At 51.3% G+C, this 26,291-nt stretch carries 23 protein-coding genes, 1 tRNA gene and 1 pseudogene; 15 read left to right on the top strand and 10 right to left on the bottom strand.

What is annotated here, in order from left to right; translation table 11 throughout:
* Positions 1–36: 36 nt before the first annotated feature.
* Positions 37–633, top strand: coding sequence for a nucleoid occlusion factor SlmA (gene slmA, locus FEK42_RS11295; protein ID WP_130206731.1), 597 nt, complete (start codon positions 37–39; stop codon positions 631–633).
* Positions 634–678: 45 nt separating this feature from the next.
* On the opposite strand, the gene FEK42_RS11290 is transcribed toward slmA, so the two are convergent.
* The 3 genes from FEK42_RS11290 to rph all read right to left on the bottom strand — a co-directional run bounded on the left by FEK42_RS11290 (position 679) and on the right by rph (position 3,359).
* Positions 679–1,638: a reverse transcriptase family protein gene (locus tag FEK42_RS11290; RefSeq protein ID WP_135493158.1), complete on the bottom strand. Its 960-nt coding sequence runs from the start codon at positions 1,636–1,638 to the stop codon at positions 679–681.
* 296 nt (positions 1,639–1,934) lie between these two features.
* Positions 1,935–2,576, bottom strand: coding sequence for an orotate phosphoribosyltransferase (pyrE, locus tag FEK42_RS11285; RefSeq protein ID WP_000806177.1), 642 nt, complete (start codon positions 2,574–2,576; stop codon positions 1,935–1,937).
* A gap of 66 nt (positions 2,577–2,642) precedes the next feature.
* Complete coding sequence (rph, locus tag FEK42_RS11280; RefSeq protein ID WP_130206735.1) at positions 2,643–3,359, bottom strand: ribonuclease PH; 717 nt, start codon at positions 3,357–3,359, stop codon at positions 2,643–2,645.
* 126 nt (positions 3,360–3,485) lie between these two features.
* Between rph and FEK42_RS11275 the strand changes: the two genes are divergently transcribed.
* Positions 3,486–4,349, top strand: a complete 864-nt coding sequence (locus FEK42_RS11275; protein WP_000621326.1) for a YicC/YloC family endoribonuclease — start codon at positions 3,486–3,488, stop codon at positions 4,347–4,349.
* Between the two features lie 251 nt (positions 4,350–4,600).
* Positions 4,601–5,218 carry a trimeric intracellular cation channel family protein gene (locus tag FEK42_RS11270; protein ID WP_064526048.1) on the top strand — a complete coding sequence of 206 codons (618 nt, stop codon included), beginning with the start codon at positions 4,601–4,603 and terminating at the stop codon, positions 5,216–5,218.
* Here the strand turns inward: FEK42_RS11270 and ligB are convergent.
* Complete coding sequence (gene ligB, locus FEK42_RS11265; protein WP_135410581.1) at positions 5,215–6,900, bottom strand: NAD-dependent DNA ligase LigB; 1,686 nt, start codon at positions 6,898–6,900, stop codon at positions 5,215–5,217. The genes FEK42_RS11270 and ligB overlap by 4 nt on opposite strands.
* A 258-nt stretch (positions 6,901–7,158) precedes the next feature.
* On the opposite strand from ligB, the gene gmk reads away from it, so the two are divergent.
* Genes gmk through recG form a run of 5 tightly spaced genes read left to right on the top strand, consistent with a single transcriptional unit; the run spans position 7,159 to position 13,022 of the window.
* On the top strand, positions 7,159–7,782 hold the full coding sequence (gmk, locus tag FEK42_RS11260) for a guanylate kinase (RefSeq protein WP_010344504.1): 624 nt from the start codon (positions 7,159–7,161) through the stop codon (positions 7,780–7,782).
* Positions 7,783–7,836: 54 nt separating this feature from the next.
* Positions 7,837–8,112 carry a DNA-directed RNA polymerase subunit omega gene (gene rpoZ / locus FEK42_RS11255; RefSeq protein ID WP_000135058.1) on the top strand — a complete coding sequence of 92 codons (276 nt, stop codon included), beginning with the start codon at positions 7,837–7,839 and terminating at the stop codon, positions 8,110–8,112.
* Between the two features lie 18 nt (positions 8,113–8,130).
* The gene (gene spoT, locus FEK42_RS11250) at positions 8,131–10,239 is read left to right on the top strand and encodes a bifunctional GTP diphosphokinase/guanosine-3',5'-bis pyrophosphate 3'-pyrophosphohydrolase (RefSeq protein ID WP_130206741.1); all 2,109 of its coding nucleotides are present in this window, start codon (positions 8,131–8,133) and stop codon (positions 10,237–10,239) included.
* 6 nt (positions 10,240–10,245) lie between these two features.
* On the top strand, positions 10,246–10,935 hold the full coding sequence (gene trmH / locus FEK42_RS11245) for a tRNA (guanosine(18)-2'-O)-methyltransferase TrmH (protein ID WP_131161530.1): 690 nt from the start codon (positions 10,246–10,248) through the stop codon (positions 10,933–10,935).
* A gap of 5 nt (positions 10,936–10,940) precedes the next feature.
* Positions 10,941–13,022 carry an ATP-dependent DNA helicase RecG gene (recG, locus tag FEK42_RS11240; protein WP_138211829.1) on the top strand — a complete coding sequence of 694 codons (2,082 nt, stop codon included), beginning with the start codon at positions 10,941–10,943 and terminating at the stop codon, positions 13,020–13,022.
* A 188-nt stretch (positions 13,023–13,210) separates the two neighbouring features.
* On the opposite strand, the gene gltS is transcribed toward recG, so the two are convergent.
* Positions 13,211–14,416: a sodium/glutamate symporter gene (gene gltS, locus FEK42_RS11235; protein ID WP_130206745.1), complete on the bottom strand. Its 1,206-nt coding sequence runs from the start codon at positions 14,414–14,416 to the stop codon at positions 13,211–13,213.
* 279 nt (positions 14,417–14,695) lie between these two features.
* Between gltS and xanP the strand changes: the two genes are divergently transcribed.
* The 3 genes from xanP (at position 14,696) to FEK42_RS11220 (ending at position 18,344) form a co-directional block, all read left to right on the top strand.
* Positions 14,696–16,087, top strand: a complete 1,392-nt coding sequence (gene xanP / locus FEK42_RS11230; RefSeq protein WP_135410583.1) for a xanthine/proton symporter XanP — start codon at positions 14,696–14,698, stop codon at positions 16,085–16,087.
* Positions 16,088–16,208: 121 nt separating this feature from the next.
* Complete coding sequence (locus FEK42_RS11225) at positions 16,209–17,918, top strand: AsmA family protein (protein ID WP_135493159.1); 1,710 nt, start codon at positions 16,209–16,211, stop codon at positions 17,916–17,918.
* 331 nt (positions 17,919–18,249) lie between these two features.
* Positions 18,250–18,344: transfer RNA gene (locus FEK42_RS11220), tRNA-Sec, on the top strand.
* Between the two features lie 162 nt (positions 18,345–18,506).
* Here the strand turns inward: FEK42_RS11220 and fliB are convergent.
* On the bottom strand, positions 18,507–19,721 hold the full coding sequence (gene fliB, locus FEK42_RS11215) for a flagellin lysine-N-methylase (RefSeq protein ID WP_135493160.1): 1,215 nt from the start codon (positions 19,719–19,721) through the stop codon (positions 18,507–18,509).
* A 204-nt stretch (positions 19,722–19,925) separates the two neighbouring features.
* Here fliB and FEK42_RS11210 point away from each other — a divergent pair.
* A pseudogene (locus tag FEK42_RS11210) lies at positions 19,926–20,850 on the top strand (carboxylate/amino acid/amine transporter).
* Between the two features lie 3 nt (positions 20,851–20,853).
* Here the strand turns inward: FEK42_RS11210 and nlpA are convergent.
* The gene (gene nlpA, locus FEK42_RS11205) at positions 20,854–21,672 is read right to left on the bottom strand and encodes a lipoprotein NlpA (RefSeq protein ID WP_130261096.1); all 819 of its coding nucleotides are present in this window, start codon (positions 21,670–21,672) and stop codon (positions 20,854–20,856) included.
* Between the two features lie 221 nt (positions 21,673–21,893).
* Between nlpA and yicS the strand changes: the two genes are divergently transcribed.
* The gene (gene yicS / locus FEK42_RS11200) at positions 21,894–22,187 is read left to right on the top strand and encodes a protein YicS (protein WP_064526021.1); all 294 of its coding nucleotides are present in this window, start codon (positions 21,894–21,896) and stop codon (positions 22,185–22,187) included.
* A 40-nt stretch (positions 22,188–22,227) separates the two neighbouring features.
* Here yicS and nepI read toward each other — a convergent pair whose 3' ends face one another.
* Positions 22,228–23,418 carry a purine ribonucleoside efflux pump NepI gene (nepI, locus tag FEK42_RS11195; protein WP_135493161.1) on the bottom strand — a complete coding sequence of 397 codons (1,191 nt, stop codon included), beginning with the start codon at positions 23,416–23,418 and terminating at the stop codon, positions 22,228–22,230.
* 232 nt (positions 23,419–23,650) lie between these two features.
* Between nepI and FEK42_RS11185 the strand changes: the two genes are divergently transcribed.
* Both FEK42_RS11185 and FEK42_RS11180 read left to right on the top strand, forming a co-directional pair.
* Positions 23,651–24,004, top strand: coding sequence for a type II toxin-antitoxin system RelE/ParE family toxin (locus FEK42_RS11185; RefSeq protein ID WP_135493162.1), 354 nt, complete (start codon positions 23,651–23,653; stop codon positions 24,002–24,004).
* A complete protein-coding gene (locus tag FEK42_RS11180; RefSeq protein WP_000125641.1) occupies positions 23,988–24,311 on the top strand; it encodes a DNA-binding transcriptional regulator in 324 nt (107 codons plus the stop codon). The genes FEK42_RS11185 and FEK42_RS11180 overlap by 17 nt, the downstream gene beginning before the upstream one ends.
* Positions 24,312–24,435: 124 nt before the next feature.
* Here the strand turns inward: FEK42_RS11180 and FEK42_RS11175 are convergent, their stop codons facing one another.
* Together FEK42_RS11175 and adeQ are read right to left on the bottom strand one after the other, a co-directional pair.
* A complete protein-coding gene (locus FEK42_RS11175) occupies positions 24,436–24,888 on the bottom strand; it encodes a DUF1198 family protein (protein WP_130206763.1) in 453 nt (150 codons plus the stop codon).
* Positions 24,889–24,940: 52 nt separating this feature from the next.
* Complete coding sequence (gene adeQ / locus FEK42_RS11170) at positions 24,941–26,275, bottom strand: adenine permease AdeQ (protein ID WP_016159934.1); 1,335 nt, start codon at positions 26,273–26,275, stop codon at positions 24,941–24,943.
* Positions 26,276–26,291: the final 16 nt, after the last annotated feature.

Here is a 26,291-nt window from a genome sequence, read left to right as displayed (position 1 = left end):
CCTGGCAAGTGCTTATTTTCAGGGGTATTTTGTAACATGGCAGAAAAACAAACTGCGAAAAGGAACCGTCGCGAAGAAATACTTCAGTCTCTGGCGCTGATGCTGGAATCCAGCGATGGAAGCCAACGTATCACGACAGCGAAACTGGCCGCCTCCGTCGGCGTTTCCGAAGCGGCTCTGTATCGCCACTTCCCCAGTAAAACCCGCATGTTCGATAGCCTGATTGAGTTTATCGAAGATAGCCTGATTACTCGCATCAATCTGATTCTGAAAGATGAGAAGGACACCACAACGCGCCTACGTCTGATTGTGTTGTTGCTCCTCGGTTTTGGTGAGCGTAATCCTGGCCTGACCCGCATCCTTACCGGGCATGCGCTGATGTTTGAACAGGACCGCCTGCAAGGGCGCATCAACCAACTGTTCGAGCGTATTGAAGCGCAGTTGCGTCAGGTATTGCGTGAAAAGAGAATGCGTGAGGGTGAAGGTTACACCACCGATGAAACGCTGCTGGCAAGCCAGTTGCTGGCATTTTGTGAAGGTATGCTGTCACGATTTGTCCGCAGCGAGTTTAAATACCGCCCGACGGATGATTTTGACGCCCGCTGGCCACTAATTGCTGCGCAGTTGCAGTAATTCTCCCCTAAACGTTCAGGCAGAAACGTCTGCCTGACGCTTTTCTTACCATGCCACCAGCATTCGCTTTACACTTTCCCTCGCCTGTTTAAAGGCCTCATCCTCAGGGTTGATTTGCAATAACCAGTTTATTCTTCCCTGCAAAGCATACAGATACGCCGTTGCCTGTGCGTGGAGATCGCCAGAAGGATCAAGTTCACCACGATGACTAAGATGCGAAATAACGCCATATTTTTGGCACAAATGCACCTCCTGACGCAGCGCCCGGCACACTTCACGGGCAAGCTGTGGTTTGTGATTAACAACAATCCCGGTTACCTGCTGGCGCTTACAGGCCGCGACCAGGCAGCTTTTGCGTTGATTGAGGCTCAGGCCCAGTTCCGCTAACAATCCGCACACTTTATTTTTAACCTGGCGGGCATTGAAGTGACCTGAAAAGGTCATGTCATCGCAGTAGCGGGTATAGATAATTCCTCGTGTCTGGCACCATGCCCCAATGCACTCATCAAAACGGCGCATCACAAGGTTGGAAATGGCAGGCGAAGTTGGCGCCCCCTGCGGTAACGCGTCGTTATAGCAACAAAGCCAGGTCAGTATGGTTACCACATTGCGTGGCAACTGGGCCTGTCCAAACACACGCCAGACCTGTAACCAGCTAATACTATCGAAAAAGTTTTCGATATCGAGTTTCAGGATCTGCGACTGTTGGCAGTGAGGCTGCGCGTTGCTGACGATTGGGCAACCTGGCCGGTAGGCGGTAGCAAAAGGGGAAAGCGGAAATCGTGAAAGTACGTTCTTAAGAATGTTGCGCTGTACGGTTTTGAGCAAGTAATCAGGGGCTAGCAGCATCCGCTGACCACCGTGGCGCTTAGAAAGAATAATGCATCGGTAATGGCGTCCGACATGATTACTGAGCGCATACAGCCGCTGTATTTCTTTATCGGCACTCCAGCCCGGCGAGCCGAACAAATCGAGCGCCAGAAGGGTTATCCGGGTAGCATCCATTCCACTCTCCACATCACGGCGGCCAAAAGAGGCGCCAACAGCGGCAATACCATCAAACCATCCCTAAGGCGCGTAACTGTACTGAGCGCGTCAGCGCGACGTACGCGAAGCGTACTTAAGTACAATGAAGCGGCTTTGGGTATATGGACATACTACTGGCGTTAAGTCGGCGACTCGCCGACCCTCCCGGACAAAAGGCCGGAAACGCTATTGCCACTGCTGGCGAAAGCAGATTAACACGATATCTTAAAACGCATCACGCTGCGCACAGCAAAAACCCTGCGCAGCGCATATTTTTAAACGCCAAACTCTTCGCGATAGGCCTTAACCGCCGCCAGATGTTCCGCCATTTCTGGCTTCTCTTCCAGGTAGGCAATCAAGTCTTTCAGGGTGATGATAGAGATCACCTTGCAGTTGTAATCACGCTCAACTTCCTGAATCGCCGAAATTTCGCCGCGACCACGTTCCTGACGATCGAGCGAAATCAACACGCCAGCAAGCGTCGCGCCATTGGCCTGAATAATTTCCATCGACTCGCGAATCGCCGTCCCGGCGGTGATCACATCATCCACCAGCATCACACGCCCTTGTAACGCGCTACCAACCAGATTGCCGCCTTCACCGTGATCTTTTGCTTCTTTGCGGTTAAAGCAGTACGGCAGGTCCAGGTCATGATGCTCCGCCAGCGCCACGGCGGTTGTGGTGGCAATCGGGATCCCTTTGTAAGCAGGGCCAAACAGCAGATCGAACTCAATGCCGGAATCCACCAATGCTTCAGCGTAAAAACGGCCTAACAGTGCCAGGTCGCGCCCGGTATTAAACAGCCCGGCGTTGAAGAAATAGGGGCTTTTGCGCCCGGATTTCAACGTAAACTCGCCAAACTTTAACACCTGCTTGCTAAGCGCAAATTCAATAAACTGGCGCTGATATGGTTTCATGCCTTCGCTCCTCATCTTACTTTTCTACAGACAAAAAAAAAGGCGACTCATCAGTCGCCTTAAAAATCAGTTTTCCAGCGCCGCCTTCTGCGTCGCTACAATGGATTCGATTCCCCCTCGAGCCAAGGCCAACAAGGTGAGTAGCTCTTCGTGGGTGAACGGTTCACCTTCTGCCGTTCCCTGCACTTCAATGATGCGCCCGTCTTCGGTCATCACCACGTTCATGTCCGTTTCAGCCGCTGAGTCTTCAACGTATTCCAGATCGCAAATCGCTTCGCCGTTAACAATACCGACAGAAACCGCGGCTACCATCCCTTTCATTGGATTGGTTTTCAGCTTGCCATTTTCAACCAGTTTATTCAGGGCATCGGCTAGTGCAACACAAGCACCGGTGATAGAAGCAGTGCGGGTGCCGCCATCGGCCTGAAGTACGTCGCAATCCAGCGTAATAGTAAACTCACCGAGGGCTTTCAAATCTACTGCGGCGCGCAATGCACGAGCGATCAGACGCTGGATTTCCATCGTGCGGCCGCCCTGCTTACCTTTCGCCGCTTCACGGGCATTACGGGTATGAGTAGAACGCGGCAGCATACCGTATTCTGCGGTGATCCAGCCCTGGCCCTGACCTTTCAGGAAGCGCGGCACGCCTTCTTCAATAGAGGCGGTACACAACACTTTGGTATCGCCAAATTCGACCAGCACCGAGCCTTCTGCATGTTTTGTATAGTTACGAGTCAGGGTAACGGGACGCACCTGATTATTGCTACGGCCTGCTGGACGCATATTGAAATCTCCGGCTTGAAACAAATGTGGCTGCGCATTATACGGACTTCCGGCGGTTATTCCTATCCTGACAAGGCATCGATGGCTATAATCCTTCCACCTCTCCTTTTATAAACAGGAACGTCTATGATCCGCAGTATGACCGCCTACGCCCGGCGTGAAATCAAGGGTGAATGGGGTAGCGCAACCTGGGAAATGCGCTCGGTAAACCAGCGTTATCTGGAAACTTACTTTCGTCTGCCGGAGCAGTTCCGTAGCCTTGAACCTGTCGTTCGCGAGCGTATTCGTTCTCGCCTGACGCGCGGTAAAGTGGAATGTACCCTGCGCTATGAGCCAGATGTCAGCGCGCAAGGTGAGCTGATCCTCAACGAAAAACTGGCTAAACAGCTGGTAACTGCTGCGAACTGGGTAAAAATGCAGAGCGACGAAGGGGAAATCAACCCGGTTGATATTCTGCGCTGGCCGGGCGTGATGGCAGCTCAGGAGCAGGATCTCGACGCCATTGCTGCTGAAATTCTCGCGGCTCTCGATGGCACCCTGGACGACTTTATCATCGCGCGTGAAACCGAAGGTCAGGCGCTGAAAGCATTGATCGAGCAGCGTCTGGAAGGCGTCACCGCCGAAGTGGTCAAAGTCCGCGCCCATATGCCGGAAATCCTGCAATGGCAGCGTGAGCGTCTGGTAGCGAAGCTGGAAGACGCCCAGGTGCAACTGGAAAACAACCGTCTGGAGCAGGAGTTGGTTCTGCTGGCACAACGAATTGACGTTGCCGAAGAGCTGGACCGCCTCGAAGCGCATGTTAAAGAGACGTACAACATTCTGAAGAAAAAAGAAGCGGTTGGCCGTCGTCTGGACTTTATGATGCAGGAGTTCAACCGCGAGTCGAACACTCTTGCGTCGAAATCTATCAATGCCGAAGTGACAAACTCCGCCATCGAGCTGAAAGTGTTGATCGAGCAAATGCGCGAGCAGATTCAGAACATCGAGTAAGCGACATATCTCCGTAGGCCGTTGTTAATTACAGCGGCGCTACGCATATAGTTTCGTCCTCATATTTATTTACTCCATACTTTTTCTAATGCATTTTACTTATCACAAAATCAGAAAAATGCATTCTCACTACAGAAAATAGCAATTTCACATAACTACAAATTATCAATCCATTCTCTCCTTAAAAAATCTCAATCGTGACAATGCACACAAATCGCTACCCTGCCAGGCAGATTTTTAGGGAGAAAACCATGCTGTTACACATTTTGTATTTGGTTGGCATTACTGCCGAAGCCATGACAGGGGCGCTCGCGGCCGGACGGCGGCGCATGGATACATTTGGCGTAATTATCATTGCGACCGCCACCGCAATTGGCGGAGGGTCAGTGCGCGATATTCTGCTGGGCCACTATCCGCTTGGCTGGGTCAAACACCCGGAGTATGTGATTATCGTCGCCACCGCCGCCGTGTTCACCACTATCGTTGCTCCCGTGATGCCTTACCTGCGTAAAGTCTTTCTGGTGCTCGATGCACTCGGACTGGTGGTTTTTTCTATCATTGGCGCACAGGTCGCGCTGGATATGGGACACGGCCCGATCATTGCCGTTGTCGCGGCTGTGACGACTGGCGTGTTTGGCGGCGTTTTGCGCGATATGTTCTGTAAACGCATCCCTCTGGTATTCCAGAAAGAGCTGTACGCCGGGGTTTCCTTTGCTTCCGCCGTGCTGTATATCGCGCTGCAACACTATGTTTCCAACCATGATGTGGTGATTATTTCCACCCTGGTATTCGGCTTTTTCGCTCGCTTGCTGGCGCTGCGTCTTAAACTGGGATTACCGGTTTTTTATTACAGCCACGAAGGTCACTAAGGCACAAAACCTGTGATCTGCTGGGCAGCCAGCCAGTTGCCCAGCATCTTGATTTGCGCATTATCCTTCCATTCCATAACCTGACTTGCACGACGCAGCCCTGTCCCCGGTAGTTGCTGCCAATACTGTTCGCTTCTCTGCAAAAGTTGCGCCCAGGAGCTGAAGTCGTTGGCATTAAGCGCCGTTTGGGTTAACGGTATTCCCATTGCCATCACCCAGCGAGTAAAAGGCTGCTGACGTGCCAGGTTAAACTGATGCCACAACTGCTCACCTTTACTCTTCGCGATCCCCGGCGTGTGCTGCAATTGCTCTGGAGTTAATGAAAGCCAGGAAAAAATATGCTCAAAGCGATGCGTCTGATGTAGCGAGCGCCAGCCAGATTCACCGATGCCCTCCAGCCCCAAAACCTGTTTTGATCCCAGCCAAACTAATCGCGATATGAATTGTTCCTGACAAACATCAGAAGCAAAGTAGCAGGTCAACGCGTTAAAACGGTTTTCTGGCGGCGTCGGTTTTGTGCGTTCAGCACCGCGCCAGACCACTTCATCAATGCGTGGAATACCCTGACCGGCAAGACTCACAAGGATTTGATCGCCAGGTGCAATGTCCCACTCCTGCCAACTTCTGACGGAACCAATGTTCACCCGCTGGACTTTTTTATCATCCAGCATGACAGGCGCGAGTGACGCCACCACCGAGATTTTTCCGCTCTTACCGACAGCAAACTGTATCGCGTTTACTTCAGTAACCTGGGCCACAGGCTGATATTTCCACGCTATCAGCCAGTCCGCCTGACCCGGTAGCCAATGACGGGATTCGGCTTCCTTAGCCGCTCGCACCACCACGCCATCGGTGACGAAGGGCAATTTCGCTTTCCACCACTCATTACGTGCTCGCTCAACCTCGTCTGCGCTTTTCACCGCAAGGGTATACTTCTGCGTCAAAGTAAAGCCCGCAGTAGCAAGCTGCTGTAATCGCTCGGCCATCAACTGTGGTCCATCCGGCCACGCCCAGATAAACACACCCAGTGAATGCAGCGTGTCGCTATTGTCCTGGCGCATCAAAATGCCAGCGACCTTTGAACGGGCATTCATTCCTCCCATTTGTTGTTGGATATGCCCCTCACGCTGGAGAAATATCTCACCCTGCAGGGTGCTGTTGGCCAAAGCTCCGCTAACAGATTGCGGTACAGAAGGAATCAAGCGTATTTTCTGCGTCCAGTCCTCACCTTTAAGCCCATTGCCACGACTGATCGCTTTAATCAGTTTTCCATCACGATAGACCAGTGTTACCGCAACGCCATCAACTTTTGGCTGTACCCAAAGATCGCTGTGCTCATGCATCCACAGACGTAGCGCATTTTTATCCGCTAACTTACGTACCCCCGTATGCGCAACCGGATGGATAACCGTGCCACTCAACGGCGGCGGCATAGCGTCACCCGTTGTCTCTTCGCCAAAACAGCGTTGCCACTGTGCAAGGCGGGCGCTTAACTGATCGTAAACCCCATCTTCCACATCACTTTTCCCTTTTTTCCAGTAATCATCGTCCCACTGTTTTACTTGCTGTTGTAGGCGGGAGATTTCTTCATGCGCTCTGGCTGGCGACCAGGCCGGACAGACCGCCTTCGCTGATGATTGCCAGCACAAAATACTCATTAACACTGCAATCCATACTTTCATCGTCACCTCCGCTGTAGTCAGGCGGGCAGATATACAACGAGATGAATGCAAAACCGAGTGGCAAAAACGGAGTCTACGAGGACGCTTCCAGAGAATCGTTCTTGTTGCAGTAAATGACCGGGAATTGCGGAAACAGGTACGCAAAACGCAACAACTTTGCGCAAAAAGTGTGAGCAAGGGCTACGTCACATGGCCGCGCCGTGTATAATAAGCCCGTATGTAGGCTTTATTTCGCTTAATCACATACGAAAGATACTCATGGCTCAAGGCACGCTTTATATTGTTTCTGCCCCCAGTGGCGCGGGTAAATCCAGCCTGATTCAGGCTTTATTAAAAACCCAACCGTTGTACGACACTCAGGTTTCTGTTTCACACACCACGCGCGCACCGCGTCCGGGTGAAGTCCATGGTGAACACTACTTCTTTGTTAATCATGATGAATTTAAAGAGATGATTAGCAGAGATGCATTCCTTGAGCACGCGGAAGTGTTCGGTAATTACTATGGCACTTCACGCGAGGCCATTGAGCAAGTACTGGCGAGCGGCGTGGATGTTTTTCTGGATATTGACTGGCAGGGCGCACAGCAAATTCGCCAGAAAATGCCGCATGCGCGGAGTATCTTTATTCTACCGCCGTCAAAAATTGAGTTAGACCGCCGTTTACGGGGTCGAGGTCAGGATAGCGAAGAGGTCATTGCAAAGCGAATGGCGCAAGCAGTTGCAGAAATGAGCCATTACGCCGAATATGATTATTTAATAGTGAATGATGATTTCGACACCGCTCTGGGTGATCTAAAGACTATCATTCGCGCCGAACGCTTGCGCATGAGCCGCCAAAAGCAGCGTCATGACGCTTTAATCAGCAAATTGTTGGCAGACTGAACCTTCTTTCAGTATCATGCCCAGTCATTTCTTCACCTGTGGAGCTTTTTAAGTATGGCACGCGTAACTGTTCAGGACGCTGTAGAGAAAATTGGTAACCGTTTTGACCTGGTACTGGTCGCCGCGCGTCGCGCTCGTCAGATGCAGGTAGGCGGAAAGGATCCGCTGGTACCGGAAGAAAACGATAAAACCACAGTAATCGCGTTGCGCGAAATCGAAGAAGGTCTGATCAACAACCAGATCCTCGACGTGCGCGAACGCCAGGAACAGCAAGAGCAGGAAGCCGCTGAATTACAAGCCGTTACCGCTATTGCTGAAGGTCGTCGTTAATCACAAAGCGGGTCGCCCTTGTATCTGTTTGAAAGCCTGAATCAACTGATTCAAAACTACCTGCCGGAAGACCAAATCAAACGTCTGCGGCAGGCGTATCTCGTTGCACGTGATGCTCACGAGGGGCAAACACGTTCAAGCGGTGAACCCTATATCACGCACCCGGTCGCGGTTGCCTGCATTCTGGCCGAGATGAAACTCGACTATGAAACGCTAATGGCAGCGCTGCTGCATGACGTGATTGAAGATACTCCCGCCACCTACCAGGACATGGAACAGCTTTTTGGTAAAAGCGTCGCCGAACTGGTAGAGGGGGTATCAAAGCTTGATAAGCTCAAGTTCCGCGATAAGAAAGAGGCGCAGGCCGAAAACTTTCGCAAGATGATTATGGCGATGGTGCAGGATATCCGCGTCATTCTCATCAAACTCGCAGACCGTACCCACAACATGCGCACGCTGGGCTCACTTCGCCCGGACAAACGTCGCCGCATCGCCCGTGAAACTCTCGAAATCTACAGCCCGCTGGCGCACCGTTTAGGTATCCACCACATTAAAACCGAACTCGAAGAGCTGGGTTTTGAAGCGCTGTATCCCAACCGTTATCGCGTAATCAAAGAAGTGGTGAAAGCCGCGCGCGGCAACCGTAAAGAGATGATCCAAAAAATCCTCTCGGAAATCGAAGGGCGTTTGCAGGAAGCGGGAATACCGTGCCGCGTCAGTGGTCGCGAAAAGCATCTTTATTCGATCTACTGCAAAATGGTGCTCAAAGAGCAGCGTTTTCACTCGATCATGGACATCTACGCCTTCCGCGTGATCGTCAATGATTCCGACACCTGTTATCGCGTGCTCGGCCAGATGCACAGCCTGTATAAGCCGCGTCCGGGTCGCGTAAAAGACTATATCGCCATTCCAAAAGCGAACGGCTATCAATCTTTGCACACCTCGATGATCGGCCCGCACGGTGTGCCGGTTGAGGTCCAGATCCGCACCGAAGATATGGATCAGATGGCGGAGATGGGTGTTGCCGCACACTGGGCTTATAAAGAGCACGGCGAAACCAGCACCACCGCACAAATCCGCGCCCAGCGCTGGATGCAAAGCCTGCTGGAGCTACAACAGAGCGCCGGTAGCTCGTTTGAATTTATCGAGAGCGTTAAATCCGATCTCTTCCCGGATGAGATTTACGTTTTCACACCGGAAGGGCGCATTGTCGAACTGCCTGCCGGTGCAACGCCCGTCGACTTCGCTTATGCGGTGCATACCGATATCGGTCATGCCTGCGTGGGCGCGCGCGTCGACCGTCAGCCTTACCCGTTGTCGCAGCCGCTCTCCAGCGGCCAGACCGTTGAAATCATTACCGCACCTGGCGCTCGCCCGAATGCCGCATGGCTGAACTTTGTCGTCAGCTCGAAAGCGCGCGCCAAAATTCGTCAGTTGCTGAAAAACCTCAAGCGTGATGATTCTGTAAGCCTGGGCCGCCGCCTGCTCAACCATGCGTTGGGTGGTAGCCGTAAGCTCAATGAAATCCCGCAGGAAAATATTCAGCGTGAACTGGACCGCATGAAGCTGGCTACGCTTGACGATCTGCTGGCGGAAATTGGTCTTGGCAACGCGATGAGCGTGGTGGTCGCGAAGAATCTGCAACATGGGGACGCTTCCATTCCACCGGCGACCCAAAGTCACGGACATCTGCCAATTAAAGGTGCCGATGGTGTGCTGATCACCTTTGCGAAATGCTGCCGCCCAATTCCTGGCGACCCGATTATCGCTCACGTCAGCCCCGGTAAAGGTCTGGTGATCCACCATGAATCCTGTCGTAACATCCGTGGCTACCAGAAAGAGCCAGAGAAATTTATGGCTGTGGAATGGGATAAAGAGACGGCGCAAGAGTTCATCACCGAAATCAAGGTGGAGATGTTCAATCATCAGGGCGCATTAGCTAACCTGACGGCAGCGATCAATACGACCAACTCCAATATTCAAAGTTTGAATACAGAAGAAAAGGATGGTCGCGTCTACAGCGCCTTTATTCGTCTGACCGCCCGTGACCGTGTGCATCTGGCGAATATCATGCGCAAAATCCGCGTGATGCCAGACGTGATTAAAGTCACCCGAAACCGAAATTAATGTTTTATGAACCCAACACGTTATGCACGTATCTGCGAAGTGCTCGCCAGGCGGCAGCCTGATCTGACCGTCTGCATGGAGCAGGTCCACAAACCCCATAACGTTTCTGCGATTATTCGTACTGCAGATGCCGTTGGCGTACATGAAGTTCACGCCGTCTGGCCTGGCAGCCGGATGCGCACTATGGCTTCGGCTGCGGCTGGCAGCAACAGTTGGGTACAGGTGAAAACGCACCGTACCATTGGCGATGCTGTCGCCCATCTGAAAGGCCAGGGCATGCAGATTCTGGCAACCCATCTTTCTGATAACGCTGTCGATTTCCGCGAAATTGATTACACCCGCCCGACCTGTATTTTGATGGGTCAGGAGAAAACGGGCATCACTCAGGAAGCACTAGCCCTGGCGGATCAGGACATCATCATTCCGATGATCGGCATGGTGCAGTCGCTGAATGTTTCTGTTGCCTCAGCCCTCATTCTTTACGAAGCCCAGCGCCAGCGGCAAAACGCAGGCATGTACCTGCGTGAAAACAGTATGTTGCCGGAAGCAGAGCAACAACGCCTGTTGTTTGAAGGCGGCTATCCGGTGCTGGCGAAAGTCGCGAAACGCAAAGGTCTGCCCTACCCTCATGTCAATCAGCAAGGCGAGATTGAAGCTGATGCCGACTGGTGGGCCACTATGCAGGCCGCAGGGTAAGCGCCATGAAAGGTCGCCTGTTAGATGCTGTCCCACTCAGTTCCCTAACGGGCGTTGGTGCAGCGCAAAGTAACAAGCTGGAGAAAATCAATCTGCATACCGTGCAGGATTTACTCTTACACCTTCCCCTGCGCTACGAAGATCGCACCCATCTCTACCCCATCGGTGAGCTACTGCCGGGCGTTTATGCCACGGTGGAAGGCGAAGTGCTGAACTGCAATATCTCCTTCGGCGGTCGGCGAATGATGACCTGCCAGATTAGCGACGGTTCCGGCATTCTCACCATGCGCTTTTTCAACTTCAACGCAGCAATGAAAAATAGCCTGGCGACGGGCCGCCGCGTGCTGGCCTATGGCGAAGCAAAGCGCGGCAAATATGGTGCGGAGATGATCCACCCGGAATACCGCGTGCAGGGCGATCTCAGTACGCCAGAGTTGCAGGAAACGCTCACGCCGGTTTACCCAACAACGGAAGGCGTAAAGCAGGCGACGCTTCGAAAACTGACCGATCAGGCGTTGGATCTGCTCGACACCTGCGCCATTGAAGAACTCCTGCCGCCGGAACTGTCACAAGGAATGATGACGTTACCGGAAGCGTTGCGCACTCTGCATCGCCCACCGCCAACGCTGCAACTTAGCGATCTGGAAACCGGGCAGCATCCGGCGCAACGTCGTCTGATTCTGGAAGAACTGCTGGCGCACAACCTTAGCATGCTGGCGTTACGCGCCGGAGCGCAACGTTTCCATGCCCAGCCGCTTAGCGCCAGTGACGCGCTGAAAAATAAACTCCTCGCCGCCTTACCGTTCAAGCCAACGGGCGCACAGGCACGCGTAGTGGCGGAGATTGAGCGCGATATGGCGCTGGATGTACCGATGATGCGCCTGGTACAAGGCGATGTAGGCTCCGGTAAAACGCTGGTTGCCGCCCTCGCCGCGCTGCGTGCGATTGCTCACGGTAAACAGGTGGCATTGATGGCGCCAACCGAGTTACTTGCCGAGCAGCACGCCAATAACTTCCGCAACTGGTTTGAACCGCTCGGTATCGAAGTGGGCTGGCTCGCCGGTAAGCAGAAAGGTAAAGCGCGACTGGCTCAGCAAGAAGCCATCGCCAGCGGTCAGGTGCAGATGATTGTTGGCACTCATGCCATTTTCCAGGAACAGGTGCAGTTTAACGGCCTGGCGCTGGTGATAATCGACGAACAGCATCGCTTTGGCGTGCATCAGCGTCTGGCATTGTGGGAGAAAGGCCAGCAACAGGGCTTCCATCCACATCAGTTGATCATGACCGCCACGCCGATCCCCCGCACGCTGGCAATGACCGCGTATGCCGATCTCGACACCTCGGTCATTGATGAACTGCCGCCAGGACGTACCCCAGTGACGACAGTGGCAATTCCTGATACGCGCCGTAACGATATTATCGACCGCGTGCGCCACGCCTGCATAACGGAAGGCCGTCAGGCGTACTGGGTTTGTACGTTGATTGAAGAATCGGAATTACTGGAAGCGCAGGCGGCGGAAGCCACGTGGGAAGAGTTGAAACTGGCGCTACCAGAGTTGAATGTCGGTCTGGTGCACGGGCGGATGAAACCTGCCGAGAAACAGGCGGTGATGGCATCGTTTAAACAAGGTGAGCTACACCTGCTGGTTGCCACAACCGTTATTGAAGTCGGCGTTGATGTGCCTAACGCCAGTCTGATGATTATCGAAAACCCGGAGCGTCTGGGTCTGGCGCAGTTACACCAGCTTCGCGGGCGTGTAGGTCGTGGCGCGGTGGCTTCTCACTGTGTCCTGCTCTACAAAACACCGCTCTCCAAAACGGCGCAAATCCGCCTGCAAGTGCTGCGTGACAGTAACGACGGTTTTGTGATTGCGCAGAAAGATTTGGAGATACGCGGACCGGGTGAACTGTTAGGCACACGTCAGACGGGTAATGCCGAATTTAAAGTGGCAGATTTACTGCGCGACCAGGCGATGATCCCGGAAGTTCAGCGCCTGGCGCGACATATTCACGAACGTTACCCACAGCAGGCAAAAGCCCTGATAGAACGCTGGATGCCAGAGACTGAACGTTACTCGAATGCGTAAAAGGCGGCGGTGAGAAGACCGCCGTTTCAGGTTGATCTACCTTCCTGCCGGATGCGGCGTGAACGCCTTATCCGCCCTACAAAAACCTACAAATTCAATAAATTGTGAATCAATACGCAGGCTTGATAAGCGAAGCGTATCAGGCATTTGTCTTTGTTGCGGCGGCACTTCTACCGCCGCTTCATCGGTTAACCCGCAAAAATCGGCAACATTAAATACAGCTTAATCACCAAGGCGTTAACGATATCGATAAAGAACGCACCGACCATCGGCACCACCAGGAAGGCCATATGTGAAGGGCCAAAGCGTTCAGTAATCGCCTGCATGTTGGCGATTGCCGTTGGTGTCGCGCCAAGACCAAAGCCACAGTGACCCGCAGCCAGCACCGCCGCATCGTAGTTTTTGCCCATCATGCGCCAGGTGACGAAGATGGCATACAACGCCATGAAGATGGTCTGTACCACCAGAATCGCCAGCATCGGCAGCGCCAGCGAAGCCAGTTCCCACAGCTTCAGGCCCATCAGAGCCATCGCCAGGAACAACGACAGGCTAACGTTACCCAGCACCGATACCGCACGTTCAAAGACGCGATAAAAGCCCATCATTGACAGACCGTTGCTCAGAATCACGCCTACAAACAGCACACAAACGAAGGTTGGTAATTCAAAAGCAGTGCCAGCCAAAAGTTGCGCAACGATTTTCCCTACCGTCAGACAGATAGCAATTAGCGCAATAGTTTCAATCAGCACCAGCGAGGTGATCATGCGCCCCACATCAGGCTTTTCGAACGCGGTCGGTACTTCCTGGTCATCCGGAATACCGTCCGGCGTGGTGGAGTGTTTCACCAGATAACGCGCCACTGGGCCACCAATCAGACCGCCCAACACCAGACCGAACGTCGCACAGGCCATCGCTACTTCAGTCGCGTTAGTAAAGCCGTAACGTTCAATGAACAATTTACTCCACGCCGCGCCAGTCCCATGACCGCCAGAAAGCGTAATAGACCCTGCTAACAGCCCCATCAGCGGATCAAGACCTAACAGACTGGCCATACCAATACCGATGGCGTTTTGCATCACCAACAGACCAACAACCACAATCAGGAAAATCCCCACCACACGGCCACCGGCACGTAAGCTGGCAATGTTGGCGTTCAAGCCGATGGTGGCAAAGAAAGCCAGCATCAACGGATCTCGCAGGGACATATCAAAGTTGACTTCCCAGCCCATACTTTTTTTCAGCACCAACAGCGCCAGCGCCACCAGCAGCCCTCCAGCAACCGGTTCAGGTATGGTGTATTTCTTCAAAAAGGAGACGGAATGGACCAACTTTCGCCCGAGCAGCAACGTTAGCGTTGCGGCAACAAGCGTTGCTAAAGTATCGAGATGAAACATAGTTACTCCTTTGTGTCCGCACCACTCTTTCATACTCGTCATACATCATCGCGCATTTGCAGTAAGGCGAAATATGACGAGTATCGAGTCATGCTTTCCTGGTTCGAATTCTCAGCTGAAAATAGAAAAATGGCATGGATTTTAAGCAGAAAAATACCAAAAGTTATATAAAAAAGTGCATTTATTGCATTTAAATATTTAGAAGAACGGTTAGCAAACGTTTGCTTTTGCCTTTCGGTCAGCTAAAATGCCCGCTTTGCTACCACGGGATTGTTTTCGATGTCTGTTTCCACCCTCGAGTCAGAAAATGCGCAACCGGTTGCGCAGGCTCAAAACAGCGAACTGATTTACCGTCTTGAAGATCGTCCGCCGCTTCCTCAAACCTTGTTTGCCGCCTGTCAGCACCTGCTGGCGATGTTTGTCGCGGTTATCACCCCTGCGCTTCTCATCTGCCAGGCGCTAGGTTTACCGGCACAGGACACACAACACATTATTAGTATGTCGCTGTTTGCCTCCGGTGTGGCATCGATCATTCAGATTAAAGCCTGGGGGCCGGTAGGTTCCGGGTTGTTGTCGATTCAGGGGACCAGTTTCAACTTCGTTGCCCCGCTGATTATGGGCGGCACGGCGCTGAAGACCGGTGGTGCTGATGTTCCCACCATGATGGCGGCACTGTTTGGTACCCTGATGTTGGCAAGTTGCACGGAGATGGTGATCTCCCGTGTTCTGCATCTGGCGCGCCGCATTATTACGCCGCTGGTTTCTGGCGTCGTGGTGATGATTATCGGCCTGTCGCTAATTCAGGTTGGGTTAACATCCATTGGTGGTGGCTATGCGGCGATGAGCGATAACACCTTTGGCGCACCGAAAAATCTGCTGCTGGCGGGCGTGGTCTTAGCCTTAATCATCCTGCTTAACCGCCAACGTAACCCTTACTTACGCGTGGCCTCGCTGGTGATTGCGATGGCGGCCGGATATGCGCTGGCGTGGTTTATGGGTATGTTGCCAGAAAGCAACGAACCGATGACGCAAGAACTGATTATGGTACCAACGCCGCTCTATTACGGTCTTGGTATTGAATGGAGCCTACTGCTGCCGCTGATGCTGGTCTTTATGATCACCTCACTGGAAACCATTGGCGATATCACCGCGACCTCTGACGTTTCCGAACAGCCGGTTTCCGGCCCGCTGTACATGAAACGTCTGAAAGGCGGCGTGCTGGCAAACGGCCTGAACTCGTTTGTCTCGGCAGTATTTAACACCTTCCCGAACTCCTGCTTCGGACAGAACAACGGTGTAATTCAGTTAACGGGTGTTGCCAGCCGTTATGTCGGTTTTGTGGTGGCGCTGATGTTGATCGTGCTGGGCCTGTTCCCGGCAGTGAGTGGTTTCGTGCAACACATCCCAGAGCCAGTTCTGGGCGGCGCTACGCTTGTGATGTTTGGCACCATCGCCGCATCCGGTGTACGCATCGTTTCCCGCGAGCCATTGAACCGTCGGGCAATTCTGATTATTGCACTGTCGCTGGCCGTCGGTCTGGGCGTTTCTCAGCAGCCGCTGATTTTGCAATTTGCCCCTGACTGGCTGAAAAACCTGCTCTCTTCAGGTATTGCCGCTGGCGGTATTACTGCCATTGTGCTGAACCTGATTTTCCCGCCGGAAAAACCGTAATTCACTTAGCGGCGGTAAGTTTCTTTACCGCCGCAGCGACTCTCTTTCACCATTCCCGCCTTGAGGAATGCGCGTAAATCGTGCATAACTCCCTTATGTGTATTTCGCGGGATGGAAGACTATGAAATTTATTGGGAAGCTGCTTCTCTACATTTTCGTCGCGCTACTCGTAGTGATAACTGGCCTCTATTTTCTTCTGCAAACCCGTTGGGGTGCGGAGCATATCAGCGCATGGATTTCCGAAAATAGCGACTACCATTTGGTCTTCGGGGCAATGGATCACCGCTTTTCCGCGCCGTCTCATATCATACTGGAGAACGTCACGTTTGGTCGTGATGGACAGCCCGCTACCCTGGTGGCAAAAAGTGTTGATATCGCCTTGAGTAGTCGGCAACTGACCGAACCGCGCCATGTCGATACCATTCTGCTGGAAAACGGGACGCTGAATCTCACCGACCAGACCGCCCCGCTACCGTTCAAAGCCGATCGCCTGCAACTGCGCGATATGGCATTTAATAGCCCAAATAGCGAGTGGAAATTAAGTGCTCAGCGGGTAAATGGCGGCGTCATTCCGTGGTCGCCAGAAGCCGGTAAAGTGTTGGGAACGAAAGCGCAGATTCAATTCAGTGCTGGCTCCCTGTCGCTCAATGATGTTCCTGCCACCAATGTGTTGGTTGAAGGCAGTATTGATAACGATCGCGTTACGCTGACCAATCTGGGTGCCGATATCGCGCGCGGTACATTAACCGGAAACGCGCAGCGTAACGCCGACGGTAGCTGGCAGGTGGAAAACCTGCGCATGGCGGATATCCGTCTGCAAAGCGAAAAATCGCTGACTGATTTCTTTGCGTCATTGCGCTCTGTGCCTTCGTTACAGATTGGTCGCCTGGAAGTGATAGATGCTCGCCTGCAAGGCCCGGACTGGGCGGTGACCGATCTCGATCTCAGCTTACGCAACATGACCTTCAGTAAAGATGACTGGCAGACACAGGAAGGAAAGCTGTCGATGAATGCCAGCGAGTTTATTTATGGTTCGCTGCATTTGTTTGACCCGATTATGAACGCAGAATTTTCCCCGCAGGGCGTGGCGCTGCGCCAGTTTACCAGCCGTTGGGAAGGTGGCATGGTGAGAACGTCAGGAAACTGGCAACGCGACGGGAAAACGCTGATCCTCGATGATGCGGCAATTGTCGGGCTGGAATATACCCTGCCAAAAAACTGGCAACAGTTATGGATGGAAACGACACCCGGCTGGTTAAACAGTCTGCAACTGAAGAGATTTAGCGCCAGCCGCAACCTGATCATTGATATCGACCCGGCCTTCCCGTGGCAACTCACCGCGCTCGATGGCTATGGCGCGAATCTGACACTGGTTGCCAATCACCAATGGGGCGTCTGGAGTGGCACAGCGAATCTGAATGCCGCCGCCGCGACGTTCAATCGTGTTGATGTTCGCCGTCCGTCGCTGGCACTGGCCGCCAACAGCAGCACGGTGAATATCAGCGAACTTAGCGCGTTTACCGAGAAAGGCATTCTGGAAGCCACAGCCAGTGTTTCACAAACGCCGCAGCGCCAGACTCATATCAGCCTGAACGGACGCGGTGTGCCGGTGAATATTTTGCAACCGTGGGGATGGCCTGAATTACCATTGACTGGCGACGGCAATATTCAGCTTACCGCCAGCGGCGATATTCAGGCCGATGCACCGCTAAAACCCACGGTTAACGGGCAACTCCATGCCGTGAACGTTGAAAAACAGCAAGTGACCCAAACCATGAATGCTGGCGTCGTTTCCAGTGGCGAAGTTACGTCAACGGAGCCAGTGCAGTAAAAATCAATCTCACCGGGTACGACACAGCCGTACCCGGCATTTTTTCAATAAATAACAAACAGTAGAGTATCCAATTACCATGTTCGTTCCCGCTCATTGCACGGCGTAAACCATCCTTAAGAATACGGACATTGCTATTTTTTGTTATCAACTTACGTTTCTTTTGTCTGGGAGCGCGGTTGTGCCAAAGCGTAACTTATGGATTTGCCGAGAGTTTCTGTGAAGAGGATCATGGCAAGGCGAAACGAAGCGGAAAAAAGTGTGATGGGGGATGTGATAAGGCGAGGAAGTAGCTATAATGCGCCCCGCCTCCATGTAGCAATCGAGGCGCGGAAGATCGTCGTCTCCGGTGAGGCGGCTGGACTTCAAATCCAGTTGGGGCCGCCAGCGGTCCCGGGCAGGTTCGACTCCTGTGATCTTCCGCCAAAATGCCTCTTCTGACGTTCACCAATCCCTTGTAATACCGTTTAAAGCAGATAATTTCTTCTGTTCATGATTCAACCTGCTTTACCGAAGTTGTTCTTAATATTTATTACAGCGGAAGCGACATGCCAGACAAACGCTTAACCCAGTCCCCGACAGGCGAATTTAACGAATCAACAGCAGGCAGGAGAGATCGTCCCCGGCATTGATCATGTCGATCGCTTCATTCATTCGCTGGTTTATCGTTGACGAATGCAAGGTTGACTCGGCAAGGCTCGCCACAATTTTCAGTACCGTTGCCTCATCCAGAGTTGCTTCCAGCGATGTCAGACTCAACAAATGCTTAATATAGAAATAGTCGAGAATTAAACGGTAAACCTGCCGCATGACCGTTGAGAAATCAGCATCCGGAAAATGGCAGTGGTAAATTTTGTAGGTCAGTAAATTGCGCAATACATGCGGGGCGCTAAGGATAGAATCCTGGCAAAGCTGCTGCCACTGTTTATTCAGGACAGCAAACTTGTCAGCCAGAACCTGCTTATCCGGGCTGTTTGCTACGTCTAAATACACCGCCATCTTACGATGCAAGTCAGTAATAATACGATCCCTGCTGCTCTTATTCGCGACAAGCGACCCCAATACCGTCAGCGCACGCACCTTCAATCCCACCGACTCCGTAGGCGTTGATTGACTCATCAGGCTAATACCTGCCGCCAGCTCGCTTAATAGCTCCTGATGGTACTGTTCAGCCTGCGCAAAATGGTTGTGCAAATCGAACTCAATGCGCTGCAGGTAAACCATAAACTGTGCCAGCGCCATCAGATTCTCTTCAACGTTCAACGATGGCGCCTGCAGGAGGTGCCAGGCAAAGAGATGCACAATCTGGTGGATCTGATTAACCGGCTGGCTGGCGGTGAAGGTGTTTTTCGCCTTCGCCAACAGATCATCCTGTTCGTGCACTAACATGCTGTCGGCATCAAACAATACCAGTCGGGCTACTTCTGGACATGAGAGCACCATCGAATGGCGAGTTGTATCCGCGTAGTGTTTTTTGCTACGTGGATAAGTAGAACAGGTTTCTGAAAGTGCTTTTTCTCCCAGATCGCGATGGACCAGGCAGAGTTTATTTTCATCGAGAAACGGACACTGACCCTGCGCGTCCAGTTTGATTATCGAATAGCGGCTTTTACCATTTCGCACCCGAAATAAATTCTCTTTCGCCAACTGGGCAATTTTCGGGTGTTGTTCGTTGAGGTAAGTATGATGGGTTTTCTTGTCGATGTGTATCTTCCATCCCTGACAGCAGGAAATCAGGCAATTGGGGCCGACGCAGGCAAACTTCTTCACAAACTCGGGGGTTACTACTTTATGGATTTGCATAACATTCTTCGCGTTTAAAAAGCGAACAGTAGCACGCTGTCAGAACAAAATGATAACGTCATAACCTGACGGTTTAACAAGTATTTCACTCGTTTCATAAATGCTCGCCCCATCAAATGAATGGTTTACCTGAAGGGGTCATTCTCACCATTTTTGCTATCATGCCTGCATACATAAACGACAAAACAGTATGCAGAGGGAAAAATGGGTTCCACCAGAAAGGGGATGATGAACGTTCTGATTGCCGCCGTATTATGGGGAAGTTCAGGCGTTTGCGCGCAATACATCATGGAACAAAGTCAGATGTCATCGCAGTTTCTGACCATGACGCGACTGATATTTGCCGGATTTATTCTGCTGACGCTCTCTTTTGTCCACGGCGATAAAGTCTTCTCAATCATTAAGAATCATAAAGATGCCATCAGCCTGCTTATTTTTTCCATTGTTGGCGCCCTGACCGTCCAGCTAACTTTCTTACTGACGATTGAAAAATCCAATGCAGCTACAGCAACGGTGCTGCAATTTTTATCACCAACGATTATCGTGGCCTGGTTCTCACTGGTACGAAAATCGCGCCCCGGTATTCTGGTATTTACCGCGATTTTGACCTCCCTGATAGGCACATTTTTGCTGGTCACCCACGGTAATCCAACATCGTTGTCGATCTCTCCTGCTGCGCTGTTCTGGGGAGTTGCTTCAGCCTTTGCTGCCGCATTCTATACGACATACCCCTCAACGCTCATTGCCCGTTACGGCACGCTGCCCGTCGTCGGCTGGAGTATGCTCATTGGTGGGATGGTCCTGCTGCCCTTTTATGCCGGGCAAGGAACAAATTTCGTGGTTAATGGCAGCCTGATCCTGGCTTTTTTCTATCTGGTGGTAATTGGAACTTCGCTGACCTTTAGTCTGTATCTGAAAGGTGCACAGTTAATTGGCGGGCCGAAAGCCAGTATTTTGAGTTGCGCAGAACCATTAAGTAGCGCGCTGCTCTCTTTGCTGTTGCTGGGGATCACCTTCACATTACCAGATTGGCTGGGAACGCTACTGATTCTGTCATCGGTGATTTTGATTTCAATGGATTCCCGCCGCCGCGCCAGAAAAATGTAATCGTCCGGCGCGGTACGGTTGATCATTACCAGCCAGGCACCGCGCCACCGTTAAAGAGGGTTTCTGCCGCTTTAGCAACTTCTGGTGACTGATAAGATTGCAGAAACTCCTTCACGTTTTCTGCATCCTTATTATCTTCCCGCGCCACCAGAATGTTCACATATGGTGAATTTTTATCTTCAATAAATACGCTGTCGTTAACCGGAGAAAGTCCTGTTTGCTGGATGTAAGTGGTGCTGATAATCGCTACATCCACTTTCGGGTCGTCCAGTACACGTGGCAACTGTGCCCCTTCCAGCTCCATTATCTGCAAATGGCGTGGATTCTCAGTAATATCCAACGCCGTTGGCAGTAAACCTTTCCCCTCTTTTAAGGTAATAAGTTTCTCTTTTTGCAACAGTAACAGCGCACGCCCCAGATTGGTCGGATCATTCGGAATCGCTACAGTCGCTCCTTCTTTTAGCTGATCGACTGTTTTAATTTTTTTCGAATAGCCAGCCATGGGGAAGACAAAGGTATTTCCTACCGCCACCAGTTTGTAACCGTGCGCCTGATTATCCTGTTCAAGGAAAGGACGATGCTGGAAGACATTGGCATCCAGTTCACCCTGATTAGTTGCATCGTTCGGCAACAACGAACCACTAAATCCAACCAATTCAACTTCAAGACCATACTTCTCTTTGGCCACTTTTTTAGCGACTTCTGCCACATCCTGTTCGGCACCGTTAATGACGCCAACTTTAATGTGTTTTGCATCGCTGTTTTGCTGGTCGCAGCCTGCCAGCAGGATCCCCGCCAGAAATAATGCTGCCCCTGTCCGTAGATGATGTGTTGTCAGTTTCATTTTTTTATCCTTTTATTAATGATTACCTGACTATAGCGGTAAGGTCGCTGCGGTTTAAAAAACGAAACGCTATCGATAAGAATAAAAAGGAATAAAAGTGGAATATAAGGTCTGGCACTTCTTACTGACCACGCAAGCGCGTTTCGTACAGCATGATGAGAGCGATGAAAGCAAACTACACTTATGCTTCATTCGATACACATTTGTAAAAGGTTGAATCCATGAAACCAACGACGCTACTGCTTATTTTCACTTTTTTCGCTATGCCAGGCATCGTATACGCCGAGTCGCCTTTTAGCTCACTGCAGTCCGCAAAAGAGAAAAATACGGTATTAGAGGATTTGCGGAAAATTTGCACCCCGAAGGCATCGTTGTCAGATGAAGCGTGGGAAAAGTTAATGTTGTCAGATGAAAACAATAAACAACACATACGCGAGGCCATCGTGGCGATGGAACGTAATAATCAGAGCAATTATTGGGAAGCGTTGGGTAAGGTAGAATGCCCGGATATGTAAGTACGGCAACAACCACTGACCAACGCTTCTTTACCTGATATCAGGATTTCTTCATTTTCACCTTTGCCGTAACCAACAATGCAGTCAGTAACATCAATGTGCCGGACAACATCAGCGGCGAAGTCAGACCAATGTTATCCAACGCATAACCGCCGATTGCCGCACCGCAGGTATTGGCAAGCTGAATAACGGCCACCTGAATAGACCCAGCCTTTTCTGCCTGATCGGCCAATGAGCGAGTGATCCACGTTGACCAGCCAACGGGAATTAAAGCAAAGGTCAGCCCCCAGATAATCGCCACACCGGTAGCAACAATTTTATCGCTTCCCCACAGCGTCAGTACCAGCGCGCTCAGGGCGAGCACAAACGGTGCGCCCGCTAAGGCCAGTTTCACCGAACGTTTGAGAATAAACGACGAAAGCGATGTACCAACAAAACTGGCGATACCAAAACTCAACAGCACCAGCGTTAAGCCATCAACGCCGAATCCCGCCAGATTCATATACACTGGGCGAATATAAGTGAAAAAAGCAAACTGTCCGGCGAAGGACATAAAGATGGCGATCATCCCGGCCATCACCCCCGGACGCTGCAACAGGCGAAAGGTATTTTGTTTCTGATGTGACGGTTCGCCAGGCAGCGAAGGCAATGATTTGATAATCCAGATAATACACAGCACGCCCATCACCGCCGCCGCATTAAAGACATTGCGCCAACCGATAAGCTCGCCTAAAAAACTGCCCAATGGCGCGGCAATTACCAGCGCAATGGACACCGCGCCGAAGATCACCGACAGCGCCTTCGGCACTGAACGAGGCGGTACCAGGCGCATGGTCAACGACGCCGACATCGCCCAGAATCCACCCAGTGCCAGCCCCAGACAGGCGCGACCGATTAACAGTAGACTGAATGAGTTGGCAAAGGAAACCAGTAAGCAGGAGAGCGTCAGCAAAACGGCGAACAGAATGACAACGTAGCGGCGGTCAGTGGCCTGAATGGTCTGGGTAATAAACAAACTGGCAAACATCGCCACAAAAGCGGTTACGGTCACCGATTGCCCGGCAACCCCTTCCGAAATGCCTAAATCGTGCGCCATCGGCGTCAACAAACTGACGGGCAAAAACTCAACGATAATCAGACAGGCGACGCAAAACGCCACCGAGAAAACGGCTGACCAGTTCGGTCGGGTAATGGCGTCCGCGCCGCGGTTTTCTGCAATAAATTCACTCATGGTGTTACCCGTGGCATGTTTCAGGGGAAAAGCCGACCAGTCTACATTGAAATGTGTGATGCATTTAACGTTTTTGCAACTTTTACGATGTTGTGGGAAAAATTCGAGGCTGCTCGAGGAAATAAAAATCATATGGCAAGGTGATATGTATTGACGCGATTTCGTTGGAAACAAGGGATAAAGTATCGCACTTAGTGATATGCTTTAATAACAGGACATCAACGATATGCGTGTGTTTAAAACCAAATGGTTTGCAAGGGAAGCCAAGTCTCATGCAATAACAGATGAAGAGTTATGCCGGGCCATTTTAGAAACAGATCAGGGTAAAGCTGATGCGCTTGGTGGTGGCGTTTTTAAAAAGCGCCTTCACCAAAATCGTGAGCGTGCAATTATTCTGGCGAAAGGGGGTAGCAATTGGTTTTACACGTTTTTATATGCAAAACAGGATATGTCGAACATCAATAGTCAGGAACTGTCTGGATTTCGTGAACTCGCAAAGCATTATGCCTTCCTGACGAAAGCCCAACTGACAGCAATGATTAACAGTAAAGAACTGACAGAGATCTGCTATGACTGCAAAAACTAAATTCAAAAGCCCTGCATTTGAGGCCATTCACAGCGCGGCTGCTGGATTGTCCAGCGTTGATGCCATTTCTGCCGAAACAATGCGTACTTTTGACAAAGCCTGCCTGTCCAGCGTGCCAGACTTACAACCTGTTGAGATAAAAGCACTACGGGAAAAATTAAAAGTGAGTCAACCCGTCTTCGCTCACTATCTCAATACCAGCGTTTCAACTGTACAAAAATGGGAAAGTGGCGCTAAACGCCCCAGCGGTATGTCATTAAAACTACTTAGTATTGTGCAAAAACACGGGCTAGAGGTGCTGTTGTAAATAGAACGTAGAGAATGCGTCCGTCTACTGTCAGATCCGATAGCGGATGCGGCGTGAACGCCTTATCCGTACTCGGTCTGTAGGCCTGATAAGACGCGCCAGCGTCGCATCAGGCAAAGCGGTTTTAATGCAGCCAGTAAACGCCCTCAGCAGGCTGGAAAAACGCGTTGTAGCGCATCTGGAATGCATTAATCTCCTGCATTTCAGGCTCTATTTCGCGCAGAAAACCCAGCGCCAGCCTGACCTGAGCATCGGTAATCGGCGCGGCAAGGCGGGCTTTTTGTAAAATCCGATGCCATTGCAGCAGGTTCTGCTCGCTACCATCGACAATGACAACCTGCCAGATAAGCAACACCTGCGCGGCATTTTGCAGGTGCGACTCATCCGGGCGATGCAGATAACGTAAAAATTCGTCACCGGCTGACTTTCCCATTTGATCGACCATTGACTCAACGGGTACAACATCAATATTCAGCCGATCGCTGAGGCGGCGAATCGCTTTTCTGGCCCCGGATGTCAGCACCCGAAAACCAACCACAAACACCACCACCAGCGTAGCGAGCATTATCCAGATCATGAGTTCTCCTGCGTAACCGGCACTCATGATATCTGGAAACGCTTATCAGATACTAATCCACCAGGATGATTTTCAGCGCAAACAATGCCGCTACAACCACCACACACAGATTCAGATCGCGCCAGCGACCCGTACACACTTTCATGATGCAGTACGACATAAAGCCGAGCGCAATCCCTTCAGTGATCGAGAAAGTAAAGGGCATCATCACCGTGGTGATAAATGCAGGTACCGATTCGGTAAAATCATCCCAGTTAACGCGCGCCAGACTTGAGGTCATCAACACGCCAACAAAGATTAACGCCCCGGCGGTGGCGTAAGGTGGAACCATCGCCACCAGCGGTGAGAAGAACATAACCAGCAGGAACATAACGCCAACAACAACCGCAGTCAGCCCCGTGCGACCGCCGACCGCCACGCCAGAAGTACTTTCAATATAGGCGGTAACAGAGGAAGTTCCGATAAACGCGCCAGCCACCGAACTCACGCTATCAACATATAGCGCCTTATTCATGTTAGGGAATTTACCGTTACTATCTATTAAGCCAGCTTTATCAGTTACACCAATTAATGTTCCTGATGAATCAAATAGGTTGATCAACATAAAGGAGAAAATGATACCGGCAAGCTCAAGCGATAATGCCCCGCTCAAATCAACCTCGCCAATAACACCGCTAATATCAGGTGGAATAGAATAGATTCCGCTGAAATGAACATCTCCGAAAAATAATCCACAACAGGAAGTAACGACGATAGAAACCAACACCGCCGCATGAAAATTACGCGATGACAACACGGTTATAATAAAAAACCCTAAAATACCTAACAACACGCCGTGGGAACTTAAATCACCAATCATCACCAGCGTGTCTTTATTGGCGACAATAACACCGGTATTTTTTAATCCCATTAAGGCAATAAATAGCCCGATACCACTGGTGATACCAATACGTAAACTTAACGGAATGTTAGAGATCATCCAGTAACGGATACGAAAAAGAGTCAGCAAAAATAGCCCTATTGCCCCCCAGAATATCGCCCCCATTCCGGTCTGCCAGGAGATGCCCATCGCCCCTACAACCACGAACGCAAAGAAGGCGTTCAGCCCCATTGCCGGCGCCAGCGCCACGGGCAAGTTAGCAAATATCCCCATCGCAATACTACCGATGCCGGCAATCAAACAAGTGGTGACAAACACCACTTTCGGGTCCATTTGTGCCGCACCGAGTATTTGTGGGTTAACAAAAACGATGTACACCATAGTTAAAAAAGTGGTCATCCCCGCAATCAATTCTGTGCGGACGGTAGTCCCATGTTGTGGCAGTTTAAATAATCGAGAAAGCGTCCCTGATTCATTACTCACGTAATCGGTATTATCATTATTCATTTTCTTGTCCATTGGA

The sequence above is a fragment of the Escherichia sp. E2748 genome (assembly GCF_005781125.1).
In the GTDB taxonomy this organism is placed as follows: Bacteria; Pseudomonadota; Gammaproteobacteria; order Enterobacterales; family Enterobacteriaceae; genus Escherichia.
This window is presented reverse-complemented; position numbering and strand designations above follow the sequence as displayed.

Excerpts from the sequence above, each read along its gene's own strand:
- slmA (WP_130206731.1), top strand. The coding sequence starts at position 37 with ATGGCAGAAAAACAAACTGCGAAAAGGAACCGTCGCGAAGAAATACTT.
- FEK42_RS11290 (WP_135493158.1), bottom strand. The coding sequence starts at position 1,638 with ATGGATGCTACCCGGATAACCCTTCTGGCGCTCGATTTGTTCGGCTCG.
- pyrE (WP_000806177.1), bottom strand. The coding sequence starts at position 2,576 with ATGAAACCATATCAGCGCCAGTTTATTGAATTTGCGCTTAGCAAGCAG.
- rph (WP_130206735.1), bottom strand. The coding sequence starts at position 3,359 with ATGCGTCCAGCAGGCCGTAGCAATAATCAGGTGCGTCCCGTTACCCTG.
- FEK42_RS11275 (WP_000621326.1), top strand. The coding sequence starts at position 3,486 with ATGATCCGCAGTATGACCGCCTACGCCCGGCGTGAAATCAAGGGTGAA.
- FEK42_RS11270 (WP_064526048.1), top strand. The coding sequence starts at position 4,601 with ATGCTGTTACACATTTTGTATTTGGTTGGCATTACTGCCGAAGCCATG.
- ligB (WP_135410581.1), bottom strand. The coding sequence starts at position 6,900 with ATGAAAGTATGGATTGCAGTGTTAATGAGTATTTTGTGCTGGCAATCA.
- gmk (WP_010344504.1), top strand. The coding sequence starts at position 7,159 with ATGGCTCAAGGCACGCTTTATATTGTTTCTGCCCCCAGTGGCGCGGGT.
- rpoZ (WP_000135058.1), top strand. The coding sequence starts at position 7,837 with ATGGCACGCGTAACTGTTCAGGACGCTGTAGAGAAAATTGGTAACCGT.
- trmH (WP_131161530.1), top strand. The coding sequence starts at position 10,246 with ATGAACCCAACACGTTATGCACGTATCTGCGAAGTGCTCGCCAGGCGG.
- recG (WP_138211829.1), top strand. The coding sequence starts at position 10,941 with ATGAAAGGTCGCCTGTTAGATGCTGTCCCACTCAGTTCCCTAACGGGC.
- gltS (WP_130206745.1), bottom strand. The coding sequence starts at position 14,416 with ATGTTTCATCTCGATACTTTAGCAACGCTTGTTGCCGCAACGCTAACG.
- xanP (WP_135410583.1), top strand. The coding sequence starts at position 14,696 with ATGTCTGTTTCCACCCTCGAGTCAGAAAATGCGCAACCGGTTGCGCAG.
- FEK42_RS11225 (WP_135493159.1), top strand. The coding sequence starts at position 16,209 with ATGAAATTTATTGGGAAGCTGCTTCTCTACATTTTCGTCGCGCTACTC.
- fliB (WP_135493160.1), bottom strand. The coding sequence starts at position 19,721 with ATGCAAATCCATAAAGTAGTAACCCCCGAGTTTGTGAAGAAGTTTGCC.
- nlpA (WP_130261096.1), bottom strand. The coding sequence starts at position 21,672 with ATGAAACTGACAACACATCATCTACGGACAGGGGCAGCATTATTTCTG.
- yicS (WP_064526021.1), top strand. The coding sequence starts at position 21,894 with ATGAAACCAACGACGCTACTGCTTATTTTCACTTTTTTCGCTATGCCA.
- nepI (WP_135493161.1), bottom strand. The coding sequence starts at position 23,418 with ATGAGTGAATTTATTGCAGAAAACCGCGGCGCGGACGCCATTACCCGA.
- FEK42_RS11180 (WP_000125641.1), top strand. The coding sequence starts at position 23,988 with ATGACTGCAAAAACTAAATTCAAAAGCCCTGCATTTGAGGCCATTCAC.
- FEK42_RS11175 (WP_130206763.1), bottom strand. The coding sequence starts at position 24,888 with ATGATCTGGATAATGCTCGCTACGCTGGTGGTGGTGTTTGTGGTTGGT.
- adeQ (WP_016159934.1), bottom strand. The coding sequence starts at position 26,275 with ATGAATAATGATAATACCGATTACGTGAGTAATGAATCAGGGACGCTT.